At 65.9% G+C, this 18,888-nt stretch carries 16 protein-coding genes; 12 read left to right on the plus strand and 4 right to left on the minus strand.

All coding sequences use genetic code 11. The annotated features are described in order from the left end of the window. Nucleotides 1-103 precede the first annotated feature (103 nt). The 9 genes from FVP60_RS10010 (at nt 104) to FVP60_RS10050 (ending at nt 10,995) form a co-directional block, all read left to right on the plus strand. Nucleotides 104-2,815: an FtsX-like permease family protein gene (locus FVP60_RS10010; RefSeq protein WP_147826148.1), complete on the plus strand. Its 2,712-nt coding sequence runs from the start codon at nt 104-106 to the stop codon at nt 2,813-2,815. Further along, nucleotides 2,812-5,550, plus strand: coding sequence for an ABC transporter permease (locus FVP60_RS10015; protein WP_147826149.1), 2,739 nt, complete (start codon nt 2,812-2,814; stop codon nt 5,548-5,550). The genes FVP60_RS10010 and FVP60_RS10015 overlap by 4 nt, the downstream gene beginning before the upstream one ends. Continuing rightward, complete coding sequence (locus FVP60_RS10020; RefSeq protein WP_246132556.1) at nt 5,547-6,497, plus strand: ABC transporter ATP-binding protein; 951 nt, start codon at nt 5,547-5,549, stop codon at nt 6,495-6,497. The genes FVP60_RS10015 and FVP60_RS10020 overlap by 4 nt, the downstream gene beginning before the upstream one ends. Next, nucleotides 6,494-7,354: an ABC transporter ATP-binding protein gene (locus tag FVP60_RS10025; RefSeq protein ID WP_147826150.1), complete on the plus strand. Its 861-nt coding sequence runs from the start codon at nt 6,494-6,496 to the stop codon at nt 7,352-7,354. Before FVP60_RS10020 ends, FVP60_RS10025 begins: the two co-directional genes overlap by 4 nt. 50 nt (nt 7,355-7,404) lie before the next feature. Beyond that, nucleotides 7,405-8,820, plus strand: a complete 1,416-nt coding sequence (locus tag FVP60_RS10030; protein ID WP_147826151.1) for a protoporphyrinogen/coproporphyrinogen oxidase — start codon at nt 7,405-7,407, stop codon at nt 8,818-8,820. A 76-nt stretch (nt 8,821-8,896) separates the two neighbouring features. Next, the gene (locus tag FVP60_RS10035; RefSeq protein WP_147826152.1) at nt 8,897-9,334 is read left to right on the plus strand and encodes a hypothetical protein; all 438 of its coding nucleotides are present in this window, start codon (nt 8,897-8,899) and stop codon (nt 9,332-9,334) included. 2 nt (nt 9,335-9,336) lie between these two features. Next, nucleotides 9,337-9,747: a phage holin family protein gene (locus FVP60_RS10040; RefSeq protein WP_147826153.1), complete on the plus strand. Its 411-nt coding sequence runs from the start codon at nt 9,337-9,339 to the stop codon at nt 9,745-9,747. Next, complete coding sequence (locus FVP60_RS10045; protein WP_147826154.1) at nt 9,737-9,997, plus strand: DUF3618 domain-containing protein; 261 nt, start codon at nt 9,737-9,739, stop codon at nt 9,995-9,997. Before FVP60_RS10040 ends, FVP60_RS10045 begins: the two co-directional genes overlap by 11 nt. Nucleotides 9,998-10,194: 197 nt before the next feature. Then, nucleotides 10,195-10,995, plus strand: coding sequence for a uroporphyrinogen-III synthase (locus FVP60_RS10050; protein WP_147826155.1), 801 nt, complete (start codon nt 10,195-10,197; stop codon nt 10,993-10,995). Nucleotide 10,996: 1 nt separating this feature from the next. On the opposite strand, the gene FVP60_RS10055 is transcribed toward FVP60_RS10050, so the two are convergent. After that, complete coding sequence (locus FVP60_RS10055) at nt 10,997-11,677, minus strand: hypothetical protein (RefSeq protein ID WP_147826156.1); 681 nt, start codon at nt 11,675-11,677, stop codon at nt 10,997-10,999. A 104-nt stretch (nt 11,678-11,781) separates the two neighbouring features. On the opposite strand from FVP60_RS10055, the gene FVP60_RS10060 reads away from it, so the two are divergent. Then, on the plus strand, nt 11,782-12,222 hold the full coding sequence (locus FVP60_RS10060) for a hypothetical protein (RefSeq protein ID WP_147826157.1): 441 nt from the start codon (nt 11,782-11,784) through the stop codon (nt 12,220-12,222). Between the two features lie 54 nt (nt 12,223-12,276). Here the strand turns inward: FVP60_RS10060 and FVP60_RS10065 are convergent, their stop codons facing one another. Continuing rightward, complete coding sequence (locus tag FVP60_RS10065) at nt 12,277-13,092, minus strand: ABC transporter permease (protein WP_147826158.1); 816 nt, start codon at nt 13,090-13,092, stop codon at nt 12,277-12,279. After that, entirely contained in the window at nt 13,089-15,857 is a 2,769-nt protein-coding gene (locus FVP60_RS13155) for an ATP-binding cassette domain-containing protein (protein WP_222705919.1), read from the minus strand. Before FVP60_RS13155 ends, FVP60_RS10065 begins: the two co-directional genes overlap by 4 nt. A gap of 109 nt (nt 15,858-15,966) precedes the next feature. Between FVP60_RS13155 and FVP60_RS10075 the strand changes: the two genes are divergently transcribed. Both FVP60_RS10075 and FVP60_RS10080 read left to right on the plus strand, forming a co-directional pair. After that, nucleotides 15,967-17,049, plus strand: a complete 1,083-nt coding sequence (locus FVP60_RS10075; RefSeq protein WP_246132557.1) for an enoyl-CoA hydratase/isomerase family protein — start codon at nt 15,967-15,969, stop codon at nt 17,047-17,049. A gap of 5 nt (nt 17,050-17,054) precedes the next feature. Next, nucleotides 17,055-17,984 (plus strand): J domain-containing protein, encoded by a 930-nt coding sequence (locus tag FVP60_RS10080; protein ID WP_147826160.1) that lies wholly within the window; start codon nt 17,055-17,057, stop codon nt 17,982-17,984. A gap of 80 nt (nt 17,985-18,064) precedes the next feature. Here the strand turns inward: FVP60_RS10080 and FVP60_RS10085 are convergent, their stop codons facing one another. Next, nucleotides 18,065-18,757, minus strand: a complete 693-nt coding sequence (locus tag FVP60_RS10085; RefSeq protein ID WP_147826161.1) for a FadR/GntR family transcriptional regulator — start codon at nt 18,755-18,757, stop codon at nt 18,065-18,067. Between the last annotated feature and the right edge of the window lie 131 nt (nt 18,758-18,888).

The following is an 18,888-nucleotide window of genomic DNA, read 5'->3' on the forward strand; positions in this document are numbered from 1 at the left end:
GCCGCCGCGGCTCTGGTGGCTTCGGCGCGGGGCACAATAGGGTGAAAGACGACGGGGGCTCACGAGGCGCTCGTTGTTTTGCCACTCGACGAAGAATGGATTCATGAGTACGACGCGCCCGATCCGATTGCTCCGGCTGACGCGTGCCCGCACTTTTGCGCACGGTGCGCTCGCGGCGGGCGTCGGGCTGCTGATCGCATTCGTCGTGTTTTTGGTCGCGACGCTTGGCGCATGGATCACCGTTGACACGCATCGCGCGCTGGTGACGGCGATCGGAACCAGTGACTCGGCTGAGCTGGTGTTGGAGACTCGCGTCGGTAGCGACTCCGCGGCGCAAGACGAGGCTGCCGCATCTGTCATTCATGGCGCTCTCGGGCCGAACGTTCTCGTCACGCGGGAGCCGGTGGGCAGCGACGGTGAACTCGTGCAATACGTCGTCACGCCTGACGCCGCTACCCTCACCCCGGCCGCGGTAACCCGCATTGCCGCAGGCATCACGTCGCTTGAAGATCGCTTTCGCACCTCAACTGCCGCGGTCGGTGGCCTGACCGTCAGCGGCGGACTCGCGGCCACCATGGCAGACGCGGGCGCAGGCGCCGTCTCAAGTGCCGCGATTTCACCGATTCCGCTCGCCATCATCGCGGTGCTGGGTTGGTTCGCGGTGATGGAACTCAGCCGGGCATGGGGGCGGGCGCGTGCGCGTGAGACCTCGCTGCTCACCGCGCGTGGAATGTCGCGGGGTCAGAAGGCCGCGCTGACGACGGGCGAGATGCTGCTCATCACGCTGGCCGCAAGCGTCATCGGATTTGCCGCAGCCTTCACGGTGACCTGGTTGCGCGCGGGCACGGCAGCACCCGCCGCCATTGCCAGCGGCCTCCCGCTCACCATCACCGCTGTCGTGGTGCTCGCGGTGACGGCCGGAACCAGCGTCGCGCGCGCTGCGGAGAGCGAAGCGCAAGTATCGGCTCGCGCCGCGCGATTCACCCAGGTGGCCTCCGTTGGCGCGCTCGCCCTCATTGTCTTTTCAGCCGTACTCGCGGTGTGGCAGCTGTTTGCCACCCGAGACACCCCGGTCGATGCGCCGTGGCGGGTGGCGTTGTCTTCGCTCGCGCCGATCCTGTCGTTGATTGCCGCGGCCCTGATCGCGGTATTGATCTCCGCGCCGCTCGCTCGCGCCGTCGCCGCCGTCGCAGGCACACGCCCCGGCTTGTCGCCGACGCTGCCCGCGCGCAACGTCGCTCGACGGCTGCCGGCCTACGCGACCGCCGTAGCCCTCGTTGTCATCACGGTTTCTGGCGCGGTTTTTGCGGGTAGCTATGTCGCAACGTGGGAGAAGGCCTCGGGCTCTGCCGCCGCGTTGAGCGCGGGCGCCGAGGTGCGCGTGCAGAGTGGTTTTGTCTCGCCGGCAGACCTGCGCGAGGCCAACGAGTTGGGTACGGCTGCCGCGGTCTACGCCGTTGACGTGGTGGTCGGCGAGATTGATGCCGGCCTCGTCGCCATTTCACAAGACCGTCTGGCTGACGTCGTGATCGGCATTCCCGGCCTTGTCGCCCCCGCAGCGCTGGCGCAAACCGTCGCAACCGACTCAGTCGCCCTCGAACTTCCGCCCAACGCGACCGAGCTCGAATTCACCGTCACGGCCGAGGGTGTCGAACAGCCCGTGTACACGTCGAGCGCGCAGATTTGGGTGGCTGATGACAGCGGCGTCGCGTCGCTCGTGACAGTCACCTTCTCCGATGCCGAAGAAACCTCGCGCCAACCCGACCCCAACGATGGGTTCTACGGCGACCTCGTGGTCACCACCTTGACGGGCACAGCCACCCTCCCGGCCGGGGTGACGAGCATTCTCAGCGTCGGACTCACGGCGGTTGATGGCGGGCGGTACGACGGAACCATTGTGACGTTCACCGCACCCAAGCTCTCCGCCATCGCTGACGACGAGACCGTTCCGATTGACTTTCAACCCGCCACGCCCAGCATGATTCTCGGTGGATCGGTGCGGGCAGGCACCAGCAGCCCGTACGGCGTGCTGTGGAGCACGCGAGCCGCTGCTCCCGTGGTTCCGATCGTCGTTTCTCAGTCATTCGCGACAGAGCTGAGCCTTACCGTTGGCGACACCGTCGACCTGCGGGTCGATGGAACCGGGAGATCCTTTTCAGCACAGGTTGCCGCCATTGTTGAGGCGATTCCGGGCGTCGCATCGGCGCGCGGCGTGCTGCTGTCGTTGGACGCCGCCGTGCAGGCGGCCGTGCCGGTCGGAACCTTCCGCGACGCGCCGACGACGCCGCCCGCGCCCAACGAGATCTGGCTCGCCGGCGTCGACCCGGCGGAGGCGGCCGACGCACTCGGCGCAGACGTTTCGGTGCCGACCGATGTGGCCGCCGTGATCACGGGCGGCCTCATCACAACGTGGTGGATCGCGCCGGTGGGTGCTGCCCTGCTGGCGAGCATCGCGCTCATCGCGATGCTCGCCTCGCTAACGGCGACGCGAGCGGGCGAGGTGCTGATCTTGCGTGCGGTCGGGGTCGCTCCGCGTGCCCAGGCGCGGATGCGCATTGTCGAGGCCGCGACCGTCGTGACCACCGCGACCCTGCTCGGGGCGCTTGCCGGGTGGGGCATGAGCGCGCTGACGGTTCCGCTTCTCGTGAGCGCCGCCGTACCCGGATCCCGCCAACTCACCCTCGCGATGAATCCGGTCATCATCGGCGCCGTCATCGGCATTATCGCCGTGGCCTTCGTGATCTCGGCCGTCGTGATTGCCGGCATGGTTCGCAAGCACGCCACTTCCACACGAATCGCGGAGGCAGCCGAATGAGCCTTTCGCGCCCTCGTCTGATTGCGACGCATTGGCGCCACGCCCCCGGCGCCAGCCTCGTGGTTGCGCTGATCGTGGCGCTTCTCGCCGTCGCGATTACGGTGTTGCCGCACGCGCTGTCATCAATCCGCGAAGACACGCTCAGCGAACGCCTCGACCAGACATCGGTGACGAGCCGCGACCTCACGGCCAAAGCTGCCGACGTCTCGCTCGTTGGTTCCGGAACCAGTGAGCGGGTTCCTGCGGAGTATCGCCCGCAATGGGGTGCGATCGAAGACCGACTGCAAACGATTCGGGCGGAGGCGCCCGCCCATCTGGCCGCGGCGCTGCAAGACCCGTATTACGTCAGCATCGCGGGCGGCATGGATCCGGCACTGGATGGGCGCATTTTCATGGCGATGGATCCGCTCTATGACACGCATCTCACGCTGGTTGAGGGGCGACTCCCGGAGCTGATCGAACCCGACGGCGACACGTTTAATTTCGAGCTCGTTGCCTCCGTCGCAACCGCCGAGGGGTTCGATTGGAAGGTCGGGGAGACGCGCGAGGTTCCGCTCGGCGAACTCTTCAAGATCGATGGCGATACCGGTCAGGTCATTGCGGCGCCAACGCCGAGATTTACTCTCGTCGGAACGTATGAGCCTGACGAACCGTCATCGTCGTACTGGGCTGCGCTGACCCCGCTGATGCAGCCAACGACCTACTACGACCCCTACGGCCAGCCCTCTATCACCGGCTACTTCTTCACGAACCCCGCGGTGATTGAACAGGTGCACTTTCAGGTGCCGACGCCAACCACGTTCTGGTTTCCGGTCGACGAGTCCCAACTCTCGGAGGCAGACACGTCGGTTCTCGTGGGAGAGCTGGCGACGTTTACCTCGGCCGTGCACCCGCTGACCCCAAACCCCGGCGCCGGATTGCAGTTTGAAACCGGCCTCGGCGATGCCCTCAGTCGCGTCGCCGCCACCAACCACGCATTCACCGCGCTCGCGCTGATCTTCGTCGCCGGCCCCGTCGGCGTTGGCGCCGCGGTGCTGATTCTTGGCGCCCGCATGATCTCCCAGCATCGACGCAGCGCCTTCGCCCTGCTGGATGCCCGTGGTGCCAGCCCCGCTCAGCGCCGACTGTTGATGGCGGGCGAAGGTCTGCTCGCTGGGCTTCCCGCCGCGATTGTCGGTGCTGGAGTGGGCATCACGCTCGTGTTGACGCTGCTCACCCGCTCGAGCGCACCACTGTTTTCACCGCTCACCGTCGTGATTCTCGTCGCTCTGGCGCTCTTCCCCGCGGCTGCTCTTGCGGCGACCGCGCCGGGGGCGGAACGCGCGGTGCGCGTCGATGATGCCGCGCCGTCGCGCGTGCGCCTGTTTGTTGAACTCGGCGTGCTGATTCTCACGGCCGCTGCCACCATCACGTTCGTCGGTCGCGGCGCGGGCAGCCCCGAAACCGGGATCGACCCGCTGGCCACGCTCACGCCGCTCCTACTCACCATTGCCGCGGCTCTGGTGACCCTGCGTCTGTACCCGCTCGTGCTCCGAGCCATTCATGCCCGCTTGCGTGCCGGGCGCGGCTTTGTCGACTTTGTTGGTTCCGCGCGCGCCGTTCGTGAGGCATCAGCCGGTGCCGCGGCGCTACTGGCATTGCTGGTCGGCGTATCCATCGCCGTCTCATCGACTGTCGTGCTCTCGACCATCGACGCAAGCGCGCAACGCATGGCGGAGATTCGTGCCGGTGCTGACCTCACCCTGAGCGTGCCGCGCTTTGCCGACGACGCTGCCGAGCGGGTTGCCGCCCTCGACGGCGTCGATGAGGTCGTGGCCGTGCGATCCGTGCCCAATATCGCCGTGGTCGTCGGCACCCGCACCACACGCCTGCCGATGTACGCGCTCGATTCTGCGGCGTTCGCTCGCATCTCGCCGCACCCTGACGCGCTCCTGCCCGGTGGCGTCTCGCTCGTGGCTGATGGTTCCATCCCCGTCATCGTGTCCAAATCCGCCTCTGAGCGTCTCGGCATTGGGCTGGGTGATCTCACCATCGGCGGCACGCAGCAAAAGGTCACTGCGACCGTCGTCGCGATTGTTGAAGGCACCGCGGGGTTCGCGGCCATGGACACCTGGATTCTGATTGATGAGTCACACCTGGCCGATGTTGTGCCGGTGGCCGGAACCGTCACCACGTTGCTGGTGGATGTCGCCGCAGGCGCCGAGCCGGCTGACGTGATCGCTGAGGTGACCGCAGACGTCGAACCGCTGGTCACCGCGATCACGGCGGAGTCGGCCAGCGCCGACGCTTCATCGGCGTCGACCACGGCCGGGCTTCGTGGCACGCTGTTTGCCGCCATCGCTCTGACGGCGCTGCTGTGTGCCATTGCCGTGGTGCTGACGCTCGTGCTCAACGCGCCGGCACGGGCGCGCCTGCTGGCGCTATTGAAGACGCTCGGCGCACCACCTCGCTCCGGTGCCGGCATTGTGTCGTGGGAGCTGGTTCCGCTGTGCATTGCGGCGGTCGTCGCCGGAACCGCTTTCGGGCTGGCGCTGCCCGTGCTGTTGTTTCAGGTGCTGGATCTGCGCTCCTTCTCGGGGGCAGATTCTGCGCCCGCGTACAGCGTTGATCCGCTGCTGCTCGCCGTCTCATTGGGTGGCTTCTTGCTGGTCGCCGCCCTGTTTACCCTGTTGTCGCTGTTCTTCGCACGCCGCGTGAAGGTGTCGAGCGTGCTGCGAACCGTGGAGGAATCATGACCGATGTGATGACCGACCCCGCCGCGACGGGCGAGCCAGACATTGTCTGCTCAGACCTGGTGCGCATCTTCGCGGTGAAGGGGCGTGACGGCAAGGCTGTGGAGGTGCAGGCCCTGCAGGGCCTCAACCTGCGCGTGGATCAGGGTGAGCTGGTGGCCGTTGTGGGCGCATCGGGGTCGGGCAAGAGCACGCTGCTGTCGATCTTGTCGAGCCTGGACACGCCAACGGCCGGCGTTGCTCGCGTCGCCGGGCGCGACCTGCTGACGATGACTCGAAAGCAACGCGTCGCGTTTCGACGAGAAGATGTCGGATTTGTGTGGCAACAGACCTCGCGCAACCTGCTGCCGTATTTGACGGCGGCAGAAAACGTCGGCGCCGTGTTGGCGATCGTGGGCGAACCCAAGGGTGCTCAGGCTCGCGCTAACCGCGTGAACGAGCTCTTGGACCTGCTGGAGATTTCGCATCTGGCCGACCGCAAGCCGACCGCGCTGTCGGGCGGCGAGCAGCAGCGCGTCGCGATCGCCTGCTCGATCGCCCACACACCGCGCGTGGTGCTGGCAGACGAGCCAACCGGTGAGCTTGACGATGAAACCAGTGTGCAGGTGCTGGAGGCGATGCGCTCGGTCAACCGCGAGCTAGGTGTGACCACGCTCATCGTGACCCACGACCCGACGGTTTCTGAGCACGTGGCACGCACCGTGCAGATTCGAGACGGACGCACGGCAACGGAGGTGCTTCGTTCCACTCGCGTCGACGAGCACGGCGCCGAGCACGCGGTCGCCGAAGAGTACGCCGTGCTCGACAAGGTGGGGCGTCTGCAGCTGCCCGACGAGTTCGTCTCATCACTCAACCTCAGAGAGCGCGTGCGGCTGGCGCTTGAGCCCGATCACGTTGGCGTCTGGCCCGGCCAAAAACAGGCCAACGACGACGAAGGTGAGTCATCATGACCGTGTTGCTCAAGGCCAGCCACCTGACCCGCACCTATTCGTCTGCCGCCGGCGATGTGCATGCCTGCGTCGATGTGTCACTTGAGGTGTCGGCGGGTGAGCTCGTGGTGGTGCGCGGGCCATCGGGCGCGGGCAAGTCCACCCTGCTCAACCTGCTGGGCACGCTCGATAAGCCAACGAGCGGAACCATTGAGATTGATGGGCAGGAGGTGACGGCACTGGGCGAAGACGCGTTGGCGGCGATCCGTCGCGACAACCTCGGCTTCATCTTTCAGTCGTTCGGTCTGGTGTCGATTCTCTCGGCCGCAGAAAATGTGGAGCTTCCGTTGCGGATCGCCGGCATCGCGGCCGACGAGAGGACGGAGCGCGTCGATGAAGCGCTGGTTCGGGTGGGCTTGGAAAAGCATGCCGAGCAGCGCCCCAGCGAGCTTTCCGGCGGTCAGCAGCAACGCGTCGGCATCGCCCGCGCCATTGTCTCGCGCCCGCAGATTCTGATTGCCGACGAGCCGACCGGTCAGCTGGACTCGCGCACCGCGGCAAGCATCATGGACCTCCTGTCGGTGCTGGCGCACGAGCAGGGGCTCGCCGCGATCGTGTCAACGCACGACCCGCTGCTGGTGGCCCGCGCCGACCGCGTCATCGACATTCATGATGGTCGTATCACGGCGGTCACGGAGAGCGAGGCTGTCGCTACCGCGCACGAGGCGCAACCTGACGTGCAGCCCGCGGTGGAGGTTCCGACTCCACCGCTGACGCGCAAGGCGCTCAAGGTGCAGCGCGCCATGACCGGGGAGATTCCCATCATCCAGTTCTCGGACGAGCGTGAGGCCGCGGCGAAGCCGTCGGACGAGGAGTAAACGAGCGGCTAACTCTCAGACTCACGGTGAGCCAATGGGATCATGGATGCATGCCTGATACTCGCGATCTCGTTGATGCGGCCCGCTCTCACACCGTGGGCATTGTCGGCGGAGGTATCGCCGGCCTGATCGTCGCGTGGGAGTGCGCCAAGGTCGGTATGACAGTGACGCTGTGGGAGGCGGCAGATGTGGGCGGCATGACCCGCCTTGATACGGTCGGTGACACCACGGTTGATGTGGCTGCTGGTGCCCTCACGCGCAACGCCGCCGTCGATGGGGTGCTTGATGCCTTTGGAATGACCGGTGAGCTGGTGCCGGCTGCCACGACGGCGCGCTGGCTGTTGCAGAAGACGCCGCTCGCGCTGCCTGAATCGCCCGCCCTCGGCGTGCCAGCGAACCCGTTTGCCTCCGAGGTGACGAGCATCATCGGGTGGGGTGGCGTCTGGCGTGCCTACCTTGACCGCCTCAAGCCCGTGCTCACCATTGGCAATGCGGAGAACCTCGGTGAACTGGTGCGCGAACGCATGGGCGCGAAGGTGCGAGACCGACTGGTGGCACCGCACACGCGTGCTGAGCTGCGCCTTGACCCAGACGGCGTCGTGATTGATGTCGCGCTGCCCGAACTCAACGGGGCGCTGACGCGCGCCGGAAGTCTCTCGGGCGGAGTTGGGTTGCTTGAGCAACCGGCACCGCCGCTTGGTCTCAGCGGTGGCGTGGGGCGGATCGCCGCGGCCCTGCGTGCGCGCATTGGTGAGCTCGGCGGCACGGTTTACGACCACGCACGCGTCACCAGCGCCCGCCAAACGGGCGACGAGTGGACGCTGCAGATCGCGACCGCAGACGCGGAACCGGGCGAACCCGCTCAGCGCGAAGCGACGCAGGGCGATGCCGCGCACAGCGAAGCCACCGTGCAGCATCTCGTGATCGCGTCCGACGAGCGCGGGGCGCGCGAGCTGTTGGCCGCACACGTCGTCGCACTGCCCGCCGAGACGGCAACCGAGCAGACCGTCGTGACGCTCGCCGTTGGCGGCGTGCCCGCGCAGTCAATTCGGGGCGCGGGACTGTACGCGGCTGAGGGCGACGCCGCGGTGGCGCGTGTCGATCACGTGACGGCGCAGTGGCCGAATATGCCTCGCGGTTCCGGGCAAGAGATTTTTCGCGTCACCATTCCAGGGCACACGATGGCCGATGATCGAGCCATCGAGGCAAGCATTTCTGCGATTGCGGCGGCGTACGCGGCGGATGCTCGCGTTCTTGACGCGCGAGTGGAACGCTTCCTGCGCGCGCAGGATCGTGCAGCCAGCGGTCATGCCGACCGGGTCGCGACGATTCGCGCCTCGATCGCCAAGCTGCCTCAGCTGGATGTGGTGGGCGCGTGGGTGGCGGGCGATGGCGTGGCTGAGGTCGTCGCGGACGCCATCCAAACCGCAGAAACAATTCGACGCCGGGCACTGTTTGCTGGGTGAGACATGGATGCCAGAAATGGCATATAGGGCTACGCTGAATCACGTACCTGCAATTTTTCGCCACAAAGGGGGACCTATGAAGGGCAAAATCGGACTCGTCATTGGGCTGACAGCCGGATACGTGCTCGGGGCACGTGCTGGCCGCGAGCGGTACAACCAGATCGCCAAGTTTGCCTCATCGGTGTGGAACACCGCCCCGGTGCAGAAGCAGGTTGGCAAGGCGAAGGAGTTCGCTAAGTCGTCGGCCATGGCCCTGCCTGGCGCGGTTTGGGACACGGCGGTCAAGGTGACCAAGGCCGCCTCGTCGCAGAAGACGCCCGGTGAGAAGCTGGACGCCGCGATCTCCGAAACGAAGAAGGCTGGCCCCGCCGTCTCCAGCGCTGCCGAGAAGTCGGCCGATGCGCTGAGCGATGCCGCCGAAGACCTCGTCGAAAAGGTCACCGCGGCGAAGCCTGCGCCGAAGTCCGCTAAGCCCGCGCCTAAGAAGACGACGCGCACGAGCAAGAAAGACTAATCGTGACGAATCCCTCTGGCTTCCGCGACCGTTCGAAAGACGGTCTCCTCACCCTCGTCGGCGAGGTTCCGGAGCTCGTTAAGAACCTCGTCATCGCCGAGGTCAACTCTGCAAAGCAGTGGGTTGCCAAGGTGTCGAAAGACGCCGGCATCGGTGCGGTGTGGTTTATCGTCGCGCTCTTCTTCCTGTTTTGGGCGGTTCCGGCGTTTGCCGCGTTTGTCATTGTGGGCCTGTCCAGCTGGTGGCCGTGGTGGGTATCTACCCTGGTCGTCTTTGCCCTGCTGTTGGTGCTCGTTGCGGTGTTTGCCTTCCTCGGCATCATGCGCATGAAGAAACTGACCGCGATTGAAGACCCCGTGACGGCCGCGAAGACGAACATCGCGATGGTGAAGGAAATTGCAGATGAGCTCTGACACGAACATTCCCCGTACGGCGGTTCCTTACGGCATCACCGACCCGGTTGAGGCTGCGCGCGCCGAGCTTAAGGCGGCGCTGAGCGCAATCGAAGAGAAGGTCAACGTGCCCAAGCAGGTGGGCAAGGCAACCACCAAGGCAAAGGCATACGCTGAGCGCAAGCCAGCGGTCGCTTTTGCGGCGGTCGTGGGGATTGCCGTCGCGACCGGCGCCATTGTGTGGGGCATCGCTCGCTCGCTGTCACGATAGCTCGCCACCTGGTTCCGCAAGCGCTTGCATAAGCGCGAGGCGACCAAGAATCCCGAAACAGGGGTATATTCGAGGGAACAGGCAGTGGCAATGGAGCGGATACTGCCAGCGGTGAGGTTCGCGAAAATCCCAGCGGACGGCCGCTTTTCCTTGGGAATGTTGCGTTCGCAACCACCCACCGATGCCTGAGAGTTGCCATGAATTATCCGAGTGAAGAGAACCACAAGCCGTTAGCTGGCTGGCGCGTTCTGGTTCCGCGTGGTGGCCCCTGGGGCGATGGCGTTGCCGCCTCATTGCGTGAGCAGGGCGCCGTTCCCGTTGTCGCACCCCTCATCAACTTTGCCGCGACCACCGATCAAGACGCCCTCGATGACGCACTGGAGCGTCTCGGCAATGGCGAATTTGACTGGCTGACCGTGACCAGCGCCACTACCGTCGACGTGCTCTACTCGCAGCGGGCCGTGATTCCGGCCGGAACCAAGGTTGCCGCCGTTGGTGAGACCACCGCCGCGGCGTTGCAGGCGGCAGGATTTCGCGTTGACCTGGTGCCGGAAAAAGACAACTCTGCCGCAGGCATGGCGGAAGAAATGATTGCGCTGGAGCAGGGGGAGCCGCGTCGCGTGCTTTCACTGCGAAGCGAAATCGCGAAGCCCGTGCTGAGCAAGGCGCTTCAAGCCGCCGGGCACGATGTTTCGAGCGTCGTCGCCTATCGCACCGTGGGTGTTCCGGTGACCGAGCGCATCATGCGCGATGTCAACAGCGGCCGCATCAACGCGATCTTGGTGACCAGTGGTTCCGTTGCCGCCCAGGTGCACGAGCAGTTCACCACGATTCCGGCCAGCACGATTGTCGCAGCCATTGGCCCGCGCACCGCAAAAGATGCGCGCAAGGTTGGGCTCGATGTTGACGTGATCGCCGACCGGCAGACGGTGACCGCCCTCATTGAGGCCGTTTCACGCTTTCCGCTGCCGCACGCAGCAGACGAGCTTCAGCCGTAACTTAGTCTCGCGCCGGTGGCGGGTCGGGCAGGTAACGCCGGTCTGAGGTGGGGCTGATGGATGGCACAACGTGCCAGCCCCGCGTGATCTCCCGCGTTCGCGCACCGAGGGTTGCGCAGTCGAGGCTCTGCGTAAGGCTCTGAGCCGACGTCAGTTCGCGGCGGAGGGTGGAACCAGCGGGCAGCATCGTCGCCGCGGTGCCGCCGGCGAGGTGCGAAGCGTTGGCAGTGATGAGCGCGGCTACATCGGCGGGTTCTCGAGCCGTCAGCACGGTTGTTTTGGTTGACTGCTCGTTGAGAACAACCCCGATCGGAACGTCTGCGGCGGCGTCGAGAAGCGCGGTGAGTTGCGTGGGATCGAGGGTTGCGAGCGTTGCCCGCACAACGGCGACGTTCCTGGAGTGGCCCGTGGCGGCCGCCGCGACGGCCGCGTTCGCGCTTTCTTCGTCGCCCGCCGGCGGCACGATCAGCACCGATAGGTGCGGGCCCATCGCCTCGATCTCGGCGGCGTAGGCGTCGCTGTCGGCCACGACGATGACCTGCTTGACGGCTTCACTGCGCGCGATGGCGGCGACCGTGTCGAGACCGACGGCATGCACGACCCGCGCCGTGTCTTTACCCAGGCGGCAGGCGCCTTCCGTGAGGCGCAGAAACGGAACCACGACGATCCAGCGAGCTGTCATGCAACCCAGTTTGTCATCGGGGTGGCTGAGAAAGGCGTGATGGATCGGGGGATTGTTGCCGAGCCGTGAACTTTGGTGGGGGAGGTGCGTGGCAGACTGGTGCCATGGTGACGCTGTTGCTGGATTCTGCGAACCTTGAGGTTGGGTTGTCAGCCTCGGAGCGTCTGGTGAGCCTGCAGAAGAAAAACGTGCGGGTTCGTCGCAGCGATATCACCAAGGTGCAGCTAACCGACGACCTGTGGACGTGGTTGCGTGGCGTGCGAAGCCCGGGCACGTTTGTGCCGGGCGTTCTGGCAGCCGGAACCTGGCGTTCGGTTGCCGGGGCAGATTTCGTGATGGTGCGCGGGCGCAACAAGCCCGGCGTTGTCATCGACCTCACTCATGACGCGCCGTTTCAGCGTCTGGTGCTGACGACGCAGCACGGGCTGGCGCTCGTTAAGGCCCTCCGCCTGGACGGCGAGGTCGAATTCAACGATGTGGTGACCCTGACGTCGCCTATTCCGACGATCAAGCCGCAGCGCACGCCAAAGCCCGCCACAGCGTAGCCGGGCGGGCTGTGATCAGCGCCGCGGTTGCGGGCTTTCGGGTATCTGTGGTGCTCAGTCGACGTCGCGGCGCCACGTGGTGAGCGCACCGATCACGGTGAGCACCGCGGCGTAAATGGCGAGCACGATCGCGCCAACCCACCACGCCTGCGACTCAGCGGCGCCGCCGAGCATGACGTAGAAGTTTGAGCCGGTGAGGGTGTCAGACGCGGCGCTCGGCAGGTACTTGGCGATCGGCTCGATCTCGGGCGCAAAGACGGCCGCCGTGCGAATCAGCTGTTCAACCAGCTGGGTGAATACCAACGCGATGACGATAGCCGCCACCTGGTTGCGCACAATGGTTCCGAGCCCCAGGCCAATCCAAGTCCACAGCACGAAGCTGAGCACCATGCGCGCCATCATGGTGAGGTTGTCGGTTGCGGTGAGCTCTGGATCTTGACCGGTGGCGGCGAAGATTGCAGCAGCCGTGCCGACGGTGACGGCAACGGAAATGACGCCGAGAGCCGCGCCAAGAACTGCGCTGGTGATGAGCTTGGCCAGCAGCACCGTTCCGCGCCGCGGGGTGGCAAGGAACGTCGGGATGAGGGTGCCGTGACGAAACTCGCCCGTCACGAGCAGCACGCCGAGCAGAATCGGGAAGATGTAGCCGATGTTGACCGCGAGCCCGTAGACCAGCGACGGCGATGCCGCGCCCAGCAGTGCGGCATCCGGAACCTCGTCAAGGGCGCCAGACTGCGCGAGTCCGATGGCGGCCGCGAAGCCACCCGCGAGCAGCATCAGCGATACGGCGGTGATAAGGGTGAGTACCCACCAGGTGGAGGTGGTGAAGTACTTGGTGAATTCTGAACGGGTCGCAGAACCGATGCTCATTCCGCGGTACCGCCTTCCTGTGGCGAGTCGGAGTCTGCAGACTCAGAGTCGGGTGTCTGGTGCAGCCCGACCGAACGGAAGAACTCGTCGGCGGCGTCATCTGCGGGGGTGCGGTCGGTGCGTCGTTCCCATGCGCCGCGGTCATCAAACGACGACAACGCAGGGTCATCGGTGTCGTCGGTCGACTCGTCAGAGTCGTTTGCTGGCTGCTCGTCGGAGTCGGAGTCGGAGTCGGTTGGTTCGGGTGATGCGAAGACCGGAATCGAAGCCGTGAAGGTGCGAGGCTCGGAGACACTCACCGTGATCACGCTGGTGGCGACGGTATCGGCGGCGCCCTCGTCAACAAACGCATCGGGGTCTTCGTCGGGGTTCTGCGAGACCGGAATCTCCGTCACGCCCTCACGCTCAAGGAGCGCCGCGAACGGGTTCTCCGTCGTCCACGACTCCGGATCCATCGCCTCCGCAATAGCGTCGGCGACGGCGGGGTCTACCGGTGCGGCCTCGGCGGCGGGTGGTGCCCACTGCGACTGGTGGCCGTTGTCGCCTTCGTCTGAGGTGCCCTCATGGGGTGAGGCTTCGTCGTTGGGTGCGTCGTCGTTGGAGGGGATTTCGTCGTTGGGCGCGGCTTCGTTCGCTGCGCCCTGGGAATCGTGCTGGTCGGCGTGCTCGTGCTCTGCTTGCTGGTGCTCGTCGTGCTCTGCGTGGTGCTCGTGCTCGTGCTCTGCTTCGGACGGCGCGGCCCACTCCGGCTGGTGCCCGGCCTCCGGTGCCTGCTCTGCGTCTGAAGATTCGGACGCTTCGGCGACCTCGGCAACGCTGATGGGCTCGGTGCGGGGAGCCCAGGGCGACAGAATCGGCGCCCACGCCGACGCCGGTAGCTCATCGGAATCGTCTGCGGCGTGAGCCGGGCCTCCGAGGGTGTCGTGGAGCGACTCATCGCCCTGCAACAGGTCGTCGAACGACGTGTACTCGCCCGCATCGTGGTGAGCGGGCTCGTCGACGGTGGACTCGTCTGCGTCGCTATCTTCCGCCTCGCTGGTTTCGTCAGCGGCGCCTTGGGCGTTGCTGTCGTCGCCGACGTTGTCTTCGTGAGCGGAGCCTTCGCGGCCGCCTTCTTCGTCAGTTTCGTCGACGCGGTCTTCTTCAGTGCCTGCCTCTTCAGTGCCGCCTTCGTCGGTGGTGTCCTGTTCGGAGGACGTCTCCGGCGTTTCATCACCGGCGGCGGGCTCGTCGAGCGATTCCGCGGCCGCGACCCAAGCCGATGCCGGACTTTCTACCGGAGCCGCATCCTCGTGCTCCGGGTTGTCATCATCTTCCCCCGACTCGCCGTCTGACTCGTCGTCATCGTCGTCGTCCGACTCGTCGTCCTCGTCGTCATCGTCGTCATCCGACTCATCGTCATCGTCATCGTCGTCTGACTCGTCGTCATCGTCGTCTGACTCGTCGTCGTCGTCGTCCGACTCGTCGTCGTCGTGCGACTCGTCCTCTGACTCGCTGCCTGCCGCCTCGTCGGAGAGCGAATCGCTCTCCGACTCGTCATCCTCGCCGTTCGCTTCGTCAAGCGCGTCAGCCACGACCTCGGCATCGCTCGCCACGGTCGGCATGGCCTCAGTGTCCTTTCCGGTGTCGGCGATGGCGCTGTCAATGACAGCCTCGTCTGCCGAGTCAAGCTCGGCCGCGTCGGTGGCAACCACAGCCGCCGCAACACCGGCAAGGCCAGCGGCCTCGGCATCCGCCACCGCTGGTTCCGCCGCCGCATCAAGAACTGCATCCGCCTCAGCGGCACCCTCGACAGCCTCAGCCGCACCCTCGACAACCTCAGCCTCGGCAACCTCCGCAGCCACTGGTTCCGCCAGCGCCTGCTGCACGCGGGCGCCGCTGACCAGATCGAGGAAGATCTCTTCGATCGAAGGCCCGCGCTTGCCGAGCGACGACAGCACAACTCCGGCTGCGGCCGCGGCGGCACCAATTTCGGCGGTCGTGGCGCCGCGCACGGTCAGGCCGGAGCGCAGTACGTCTGCCTGCAGTCCGGCATCGCGCAGGGCGCGGGCGAGAGCTGCGCGGTCGGGGGAGTCGACGGTCACCGTTTCGGTGGCATCGATTTCAATGAGGTCGCTGAAGTCGCCGTCGAAGACCTTCTTGCCCTGAGCAATGATGATGACGGCATCCGCCATCTGCTGAATTTCGCCCAACAGGTGGCTAGAGACGAAGACGGTGCGGCCCTCGCGGGCACGGTCGCGCAAGAAGGAGCGCATCCACTTGATGCCCTCGGGGTCTAGGCCGTTAGCGGGCTCGTCGAGCACCAGCACGCCGGGGTCGCCGAGAAGCGCGGTCGCGAGGCCGAGGCGCTGCCGCATGCCGAGCGAGAAGCCGCCGACCTTGCGGTGCGCGGCGTGCGTCAGGCCAACGCCCTCCAGCACCTCGTCAATGCGGCTGAGCGGCACGCCGCCGGCAACCGCGTACACCTTCAGGTGGTTGTAGGCCGTGCGGCCCGGGTGAAACGTGTTGGCCTCGAGAGCCCCGCCCACTGTCTGCAGCGGGTGCTTGAGGTCGCGGTAGGCGGAACCACCGATGGTTGCCGTGCCGCTGGTCGCCTTCGTGAGCCCCAACAGAATGCGAAGGGTGGTCGTCTTTCCGGCGCCGTTTGGTCCGAGAAAACCGGTGATCCGGCCGGGCTCAATGCGAGCCGTGAAATCGGATACCGCAGTGACTTTGCCGTACTGCTTGGTGACGCCAGAGAACTCCAGCACCTGGCCATCAGACATGCGTGGGCCTCTCTGTCCGGGGATGATCTGTCTATCCTCTCGGAAATTGACCCCATTTGTCTCTTCGGCACCAGAAATCTCTCCAACCGTGGGAGGTAACCTGGGACGCGTGACCGAATTGAATCTCACTGACGAGCACGTTCTGGTGTCCTCCCGCGGCGGCCTCGGCCGAATCACGCTCAACCGACCGCGAGCCCTCAACGCCCTCTCGCTCGACATGATCCGCACGATTTCTGGCGTGCTTGACGATTGGCGTGAGAACACCGACGTCGAGACGATCGTCATTGACTCGACCGATCCGCGCGGCCTGTGCGCCGGTGGCGACGTTCGCGCCCTGCGTGAAGCAATCATTGCGGGGCAGATGCATGAGGCCGCTGAATTCTTCCGCGCCGAGTACGCCATGAACGCCGCGATCGCGGAGTATCCGAAGCCGATTGTTGCTATCGCCAATGGCATCACGATGGGCGGCGGCATCGGTATTGCCGGCCACGCCTCGCACCGCATTGTGACCGAAACCTCGAAGCTGGCGATGCCGGAGACGCGCATCGGCTTCACCCCCGACGTTGGCGGCACCTGGCTCCTTGCCCACGCGCCCGGACGGTTGGGCGAGTACCTCGGCCTGACCGGAACAACGATGAACGCGTCAGACGCCATCGCGACCGGCTTTGCCGACTATTTTGTTCCGTTCGAGCGCGTTTCGTCGCTGATTGAGGCGCTTGAAACTCGCGCAGACCCCAGCACCGTCACCGAGCTCATTCTGCTGTTCGACGAGACAGCGGAACCATCGACGCTGGTCGCGGAGCGGGGCTGGATTGATGACGCGTTCGGGCGCGGCAGTGTCGCCGAGATTGCCGAGCGCCTGAACGAACTCAGCACCGACGCCGAGGTTGGCGCGCATGCGGCAGCGGCGCTGCAGTTGCTGACCGAAATGTCGCCCACGTCCCTTGCGGTCACGCTCGCGTCGGTGCGTCACGCGCGCACGCTTGACGGCGTTCGCGCCGTGCTCGCCCAGGAGTTCAACCTCGCCGATTGGTTGTGGGCAGAGTCAAACGACATGGTGGAGGGCATTCGCGCCCAGCTCGTCGATAAAGACCGCAACCCGCACTTTTTGCCAGCGACGATTGCCGAGGTTCCGGCCGACACCGGTGCCCGCGCGCTCGCTCACCGCGCCACGCCGCCGCTCTGGAACTGAGCTCGGTGTTCGATAGTCCGCTGTCGGCGTCTGCGTACGACATCTTGCAGGTTGCCGCCACCGCAACAGATGACGAGCTTCGTCGCGCCTACCGGGTGCGGCTGCGCCACACGCACCCCGATACCGGCGGTGATGCCGCGCAGTTTGTATTGGTGCAGCGGGCATGGGAATTGGTGGGAACCAGCGAGGCTCGCGCCGCCTACGACCGCGGCCACGGGTTTGGCGCGGCGGCACCCTCGGTGCAGGACTTTTCCGGGTTTCGCGCGCCCGCGGCACGGCCGTCGACTCGTCCGGGGCCGCGCAGCTACGGTCACCCCGGTGGCCGCAACCGCGAGTTTTACCTCGCGGGCATCCGCGAGTGGGCGGGTCGCGGCGTGCAGGTTGCCGACCCCTATGACGCCGCGCTCGTGCGCTCGGCACCTCGCGAGCTCAAGCAAGCACTCGCGGACGCGCTCGCCGAAGAGACGACGGCACGCGTGCTGAGCGACCTCGGCATGGGGTACACCCTCTGGCACGACGTCGCGGTGCCGACCCGCAGCGGCCACCCACTCATCATCGACCACATCGTGCTCGGCCCCAGTGGCCTTTACGCGCTGGCGTCGGAAGACTACGGAACCGCGGTGCGGTTTAAGCGCTCCGAAGTCATTGGCGAGGGTGTTCCGGCCGCCCCCATCGCGACGCTCGTCGGTGCCGCTCGCGCCCTCGGGCGCGCGGCAGGGGTGCGATTTGGCGGCGCTATCTTGGTGCTGCCAGACGATGACCTGCCAGAGAAGATCACCGAACTGGGCAAGGTGAAGTCGCTGCCGGTTGCAGTGGTGTCGCCGCAGACGCTCACCACCGTGCTGCGGCGCGGCGTACACGGCGTTCCCGATATCGGGGGCAACGAGATCTTCGACGTGCGCACACGACTCAATCAGGTCGTGCGATTCGCTTAACTCGCTGCACGGGCGTGCGTTTCGGGTGAGACCGACGGTTTCCTGGTTCCGCTCGCGCGGCGCGACGCGCGGGTGCCTTGTTACAGCGTTGTGGTTCCGCTCGCTTCGCCCTGTCGCACCCAATAGTCGACGTCATCGACGTGCTGGGCCATGAGGGCTGCGGCGGCGGCGCCGTCAGCGGCGGCGATGGCGTCGACGATTGCCAGGTGTTCGGCGACGGTGCGCTCGACGATGCTGGTGTGCAGCGGGTCGAGGGTGACGTGCTCCAGCAACGGTTGCGCGATCAGGCTGGTGACCAACGCGGTGAGGTAGCGGTTGCCCGAGATGTCGCACAGCAGGCGGTGAAATCGGGTGCCGTGGGCGAGGTAGGCGGCGGGATCGGTGAGCTCGGCGACGGGCTTCAGCTCATCGCGCAGAGCCTGGACTTCTTCCGCAGTGGCGCTGCGGGCGGCTTCGGCGGCGGCGTGACTTTGGAGAACGCGGCGAATGTGAAACATCTCGCCGAGCGCTCGGTCGTCGTGCATATCGGTCACGAAGGCGAGCGAGGTCAGCAGAACGTCGGGTTCGAGGCTGGTGACGTAGGTTCCGCCGCCGTGGCGCACATCAAGCACGCCAAGAAACGCGAGCGCCTTGACGGCTTCGCGTAGCGAGTTCCGCGAGATGCCGAACTGCTCGCCCAGCTCGTGCTCGGGCGGCAACCGATCTCCCGGCCCCCATGTTCCGGAGACGATCATCGCCTTGATTTTGGCGATGGCGTCATCTGTGAGTGCCATGGCACCAGGGTACGGGGTTCGCGCATGACCACCTATTTGGCGCGGGGGCCGCTCGGGCGTGGGTTACCGTTCGGGTGTGGATTACCGTTCGACGGGTGCCAGCGCCTAGCGTTGAGGCTGACCCCGGGAGG

Source organism: Microbacterium mitrae (assembly GCF_008017445.1).
Classification (GTDB): Bacteria; Actinomycetota; Actinomycetes; order Actinomycetales; family Microbacteriaceae; genus Microbacterium; species Microbacterium mitrae.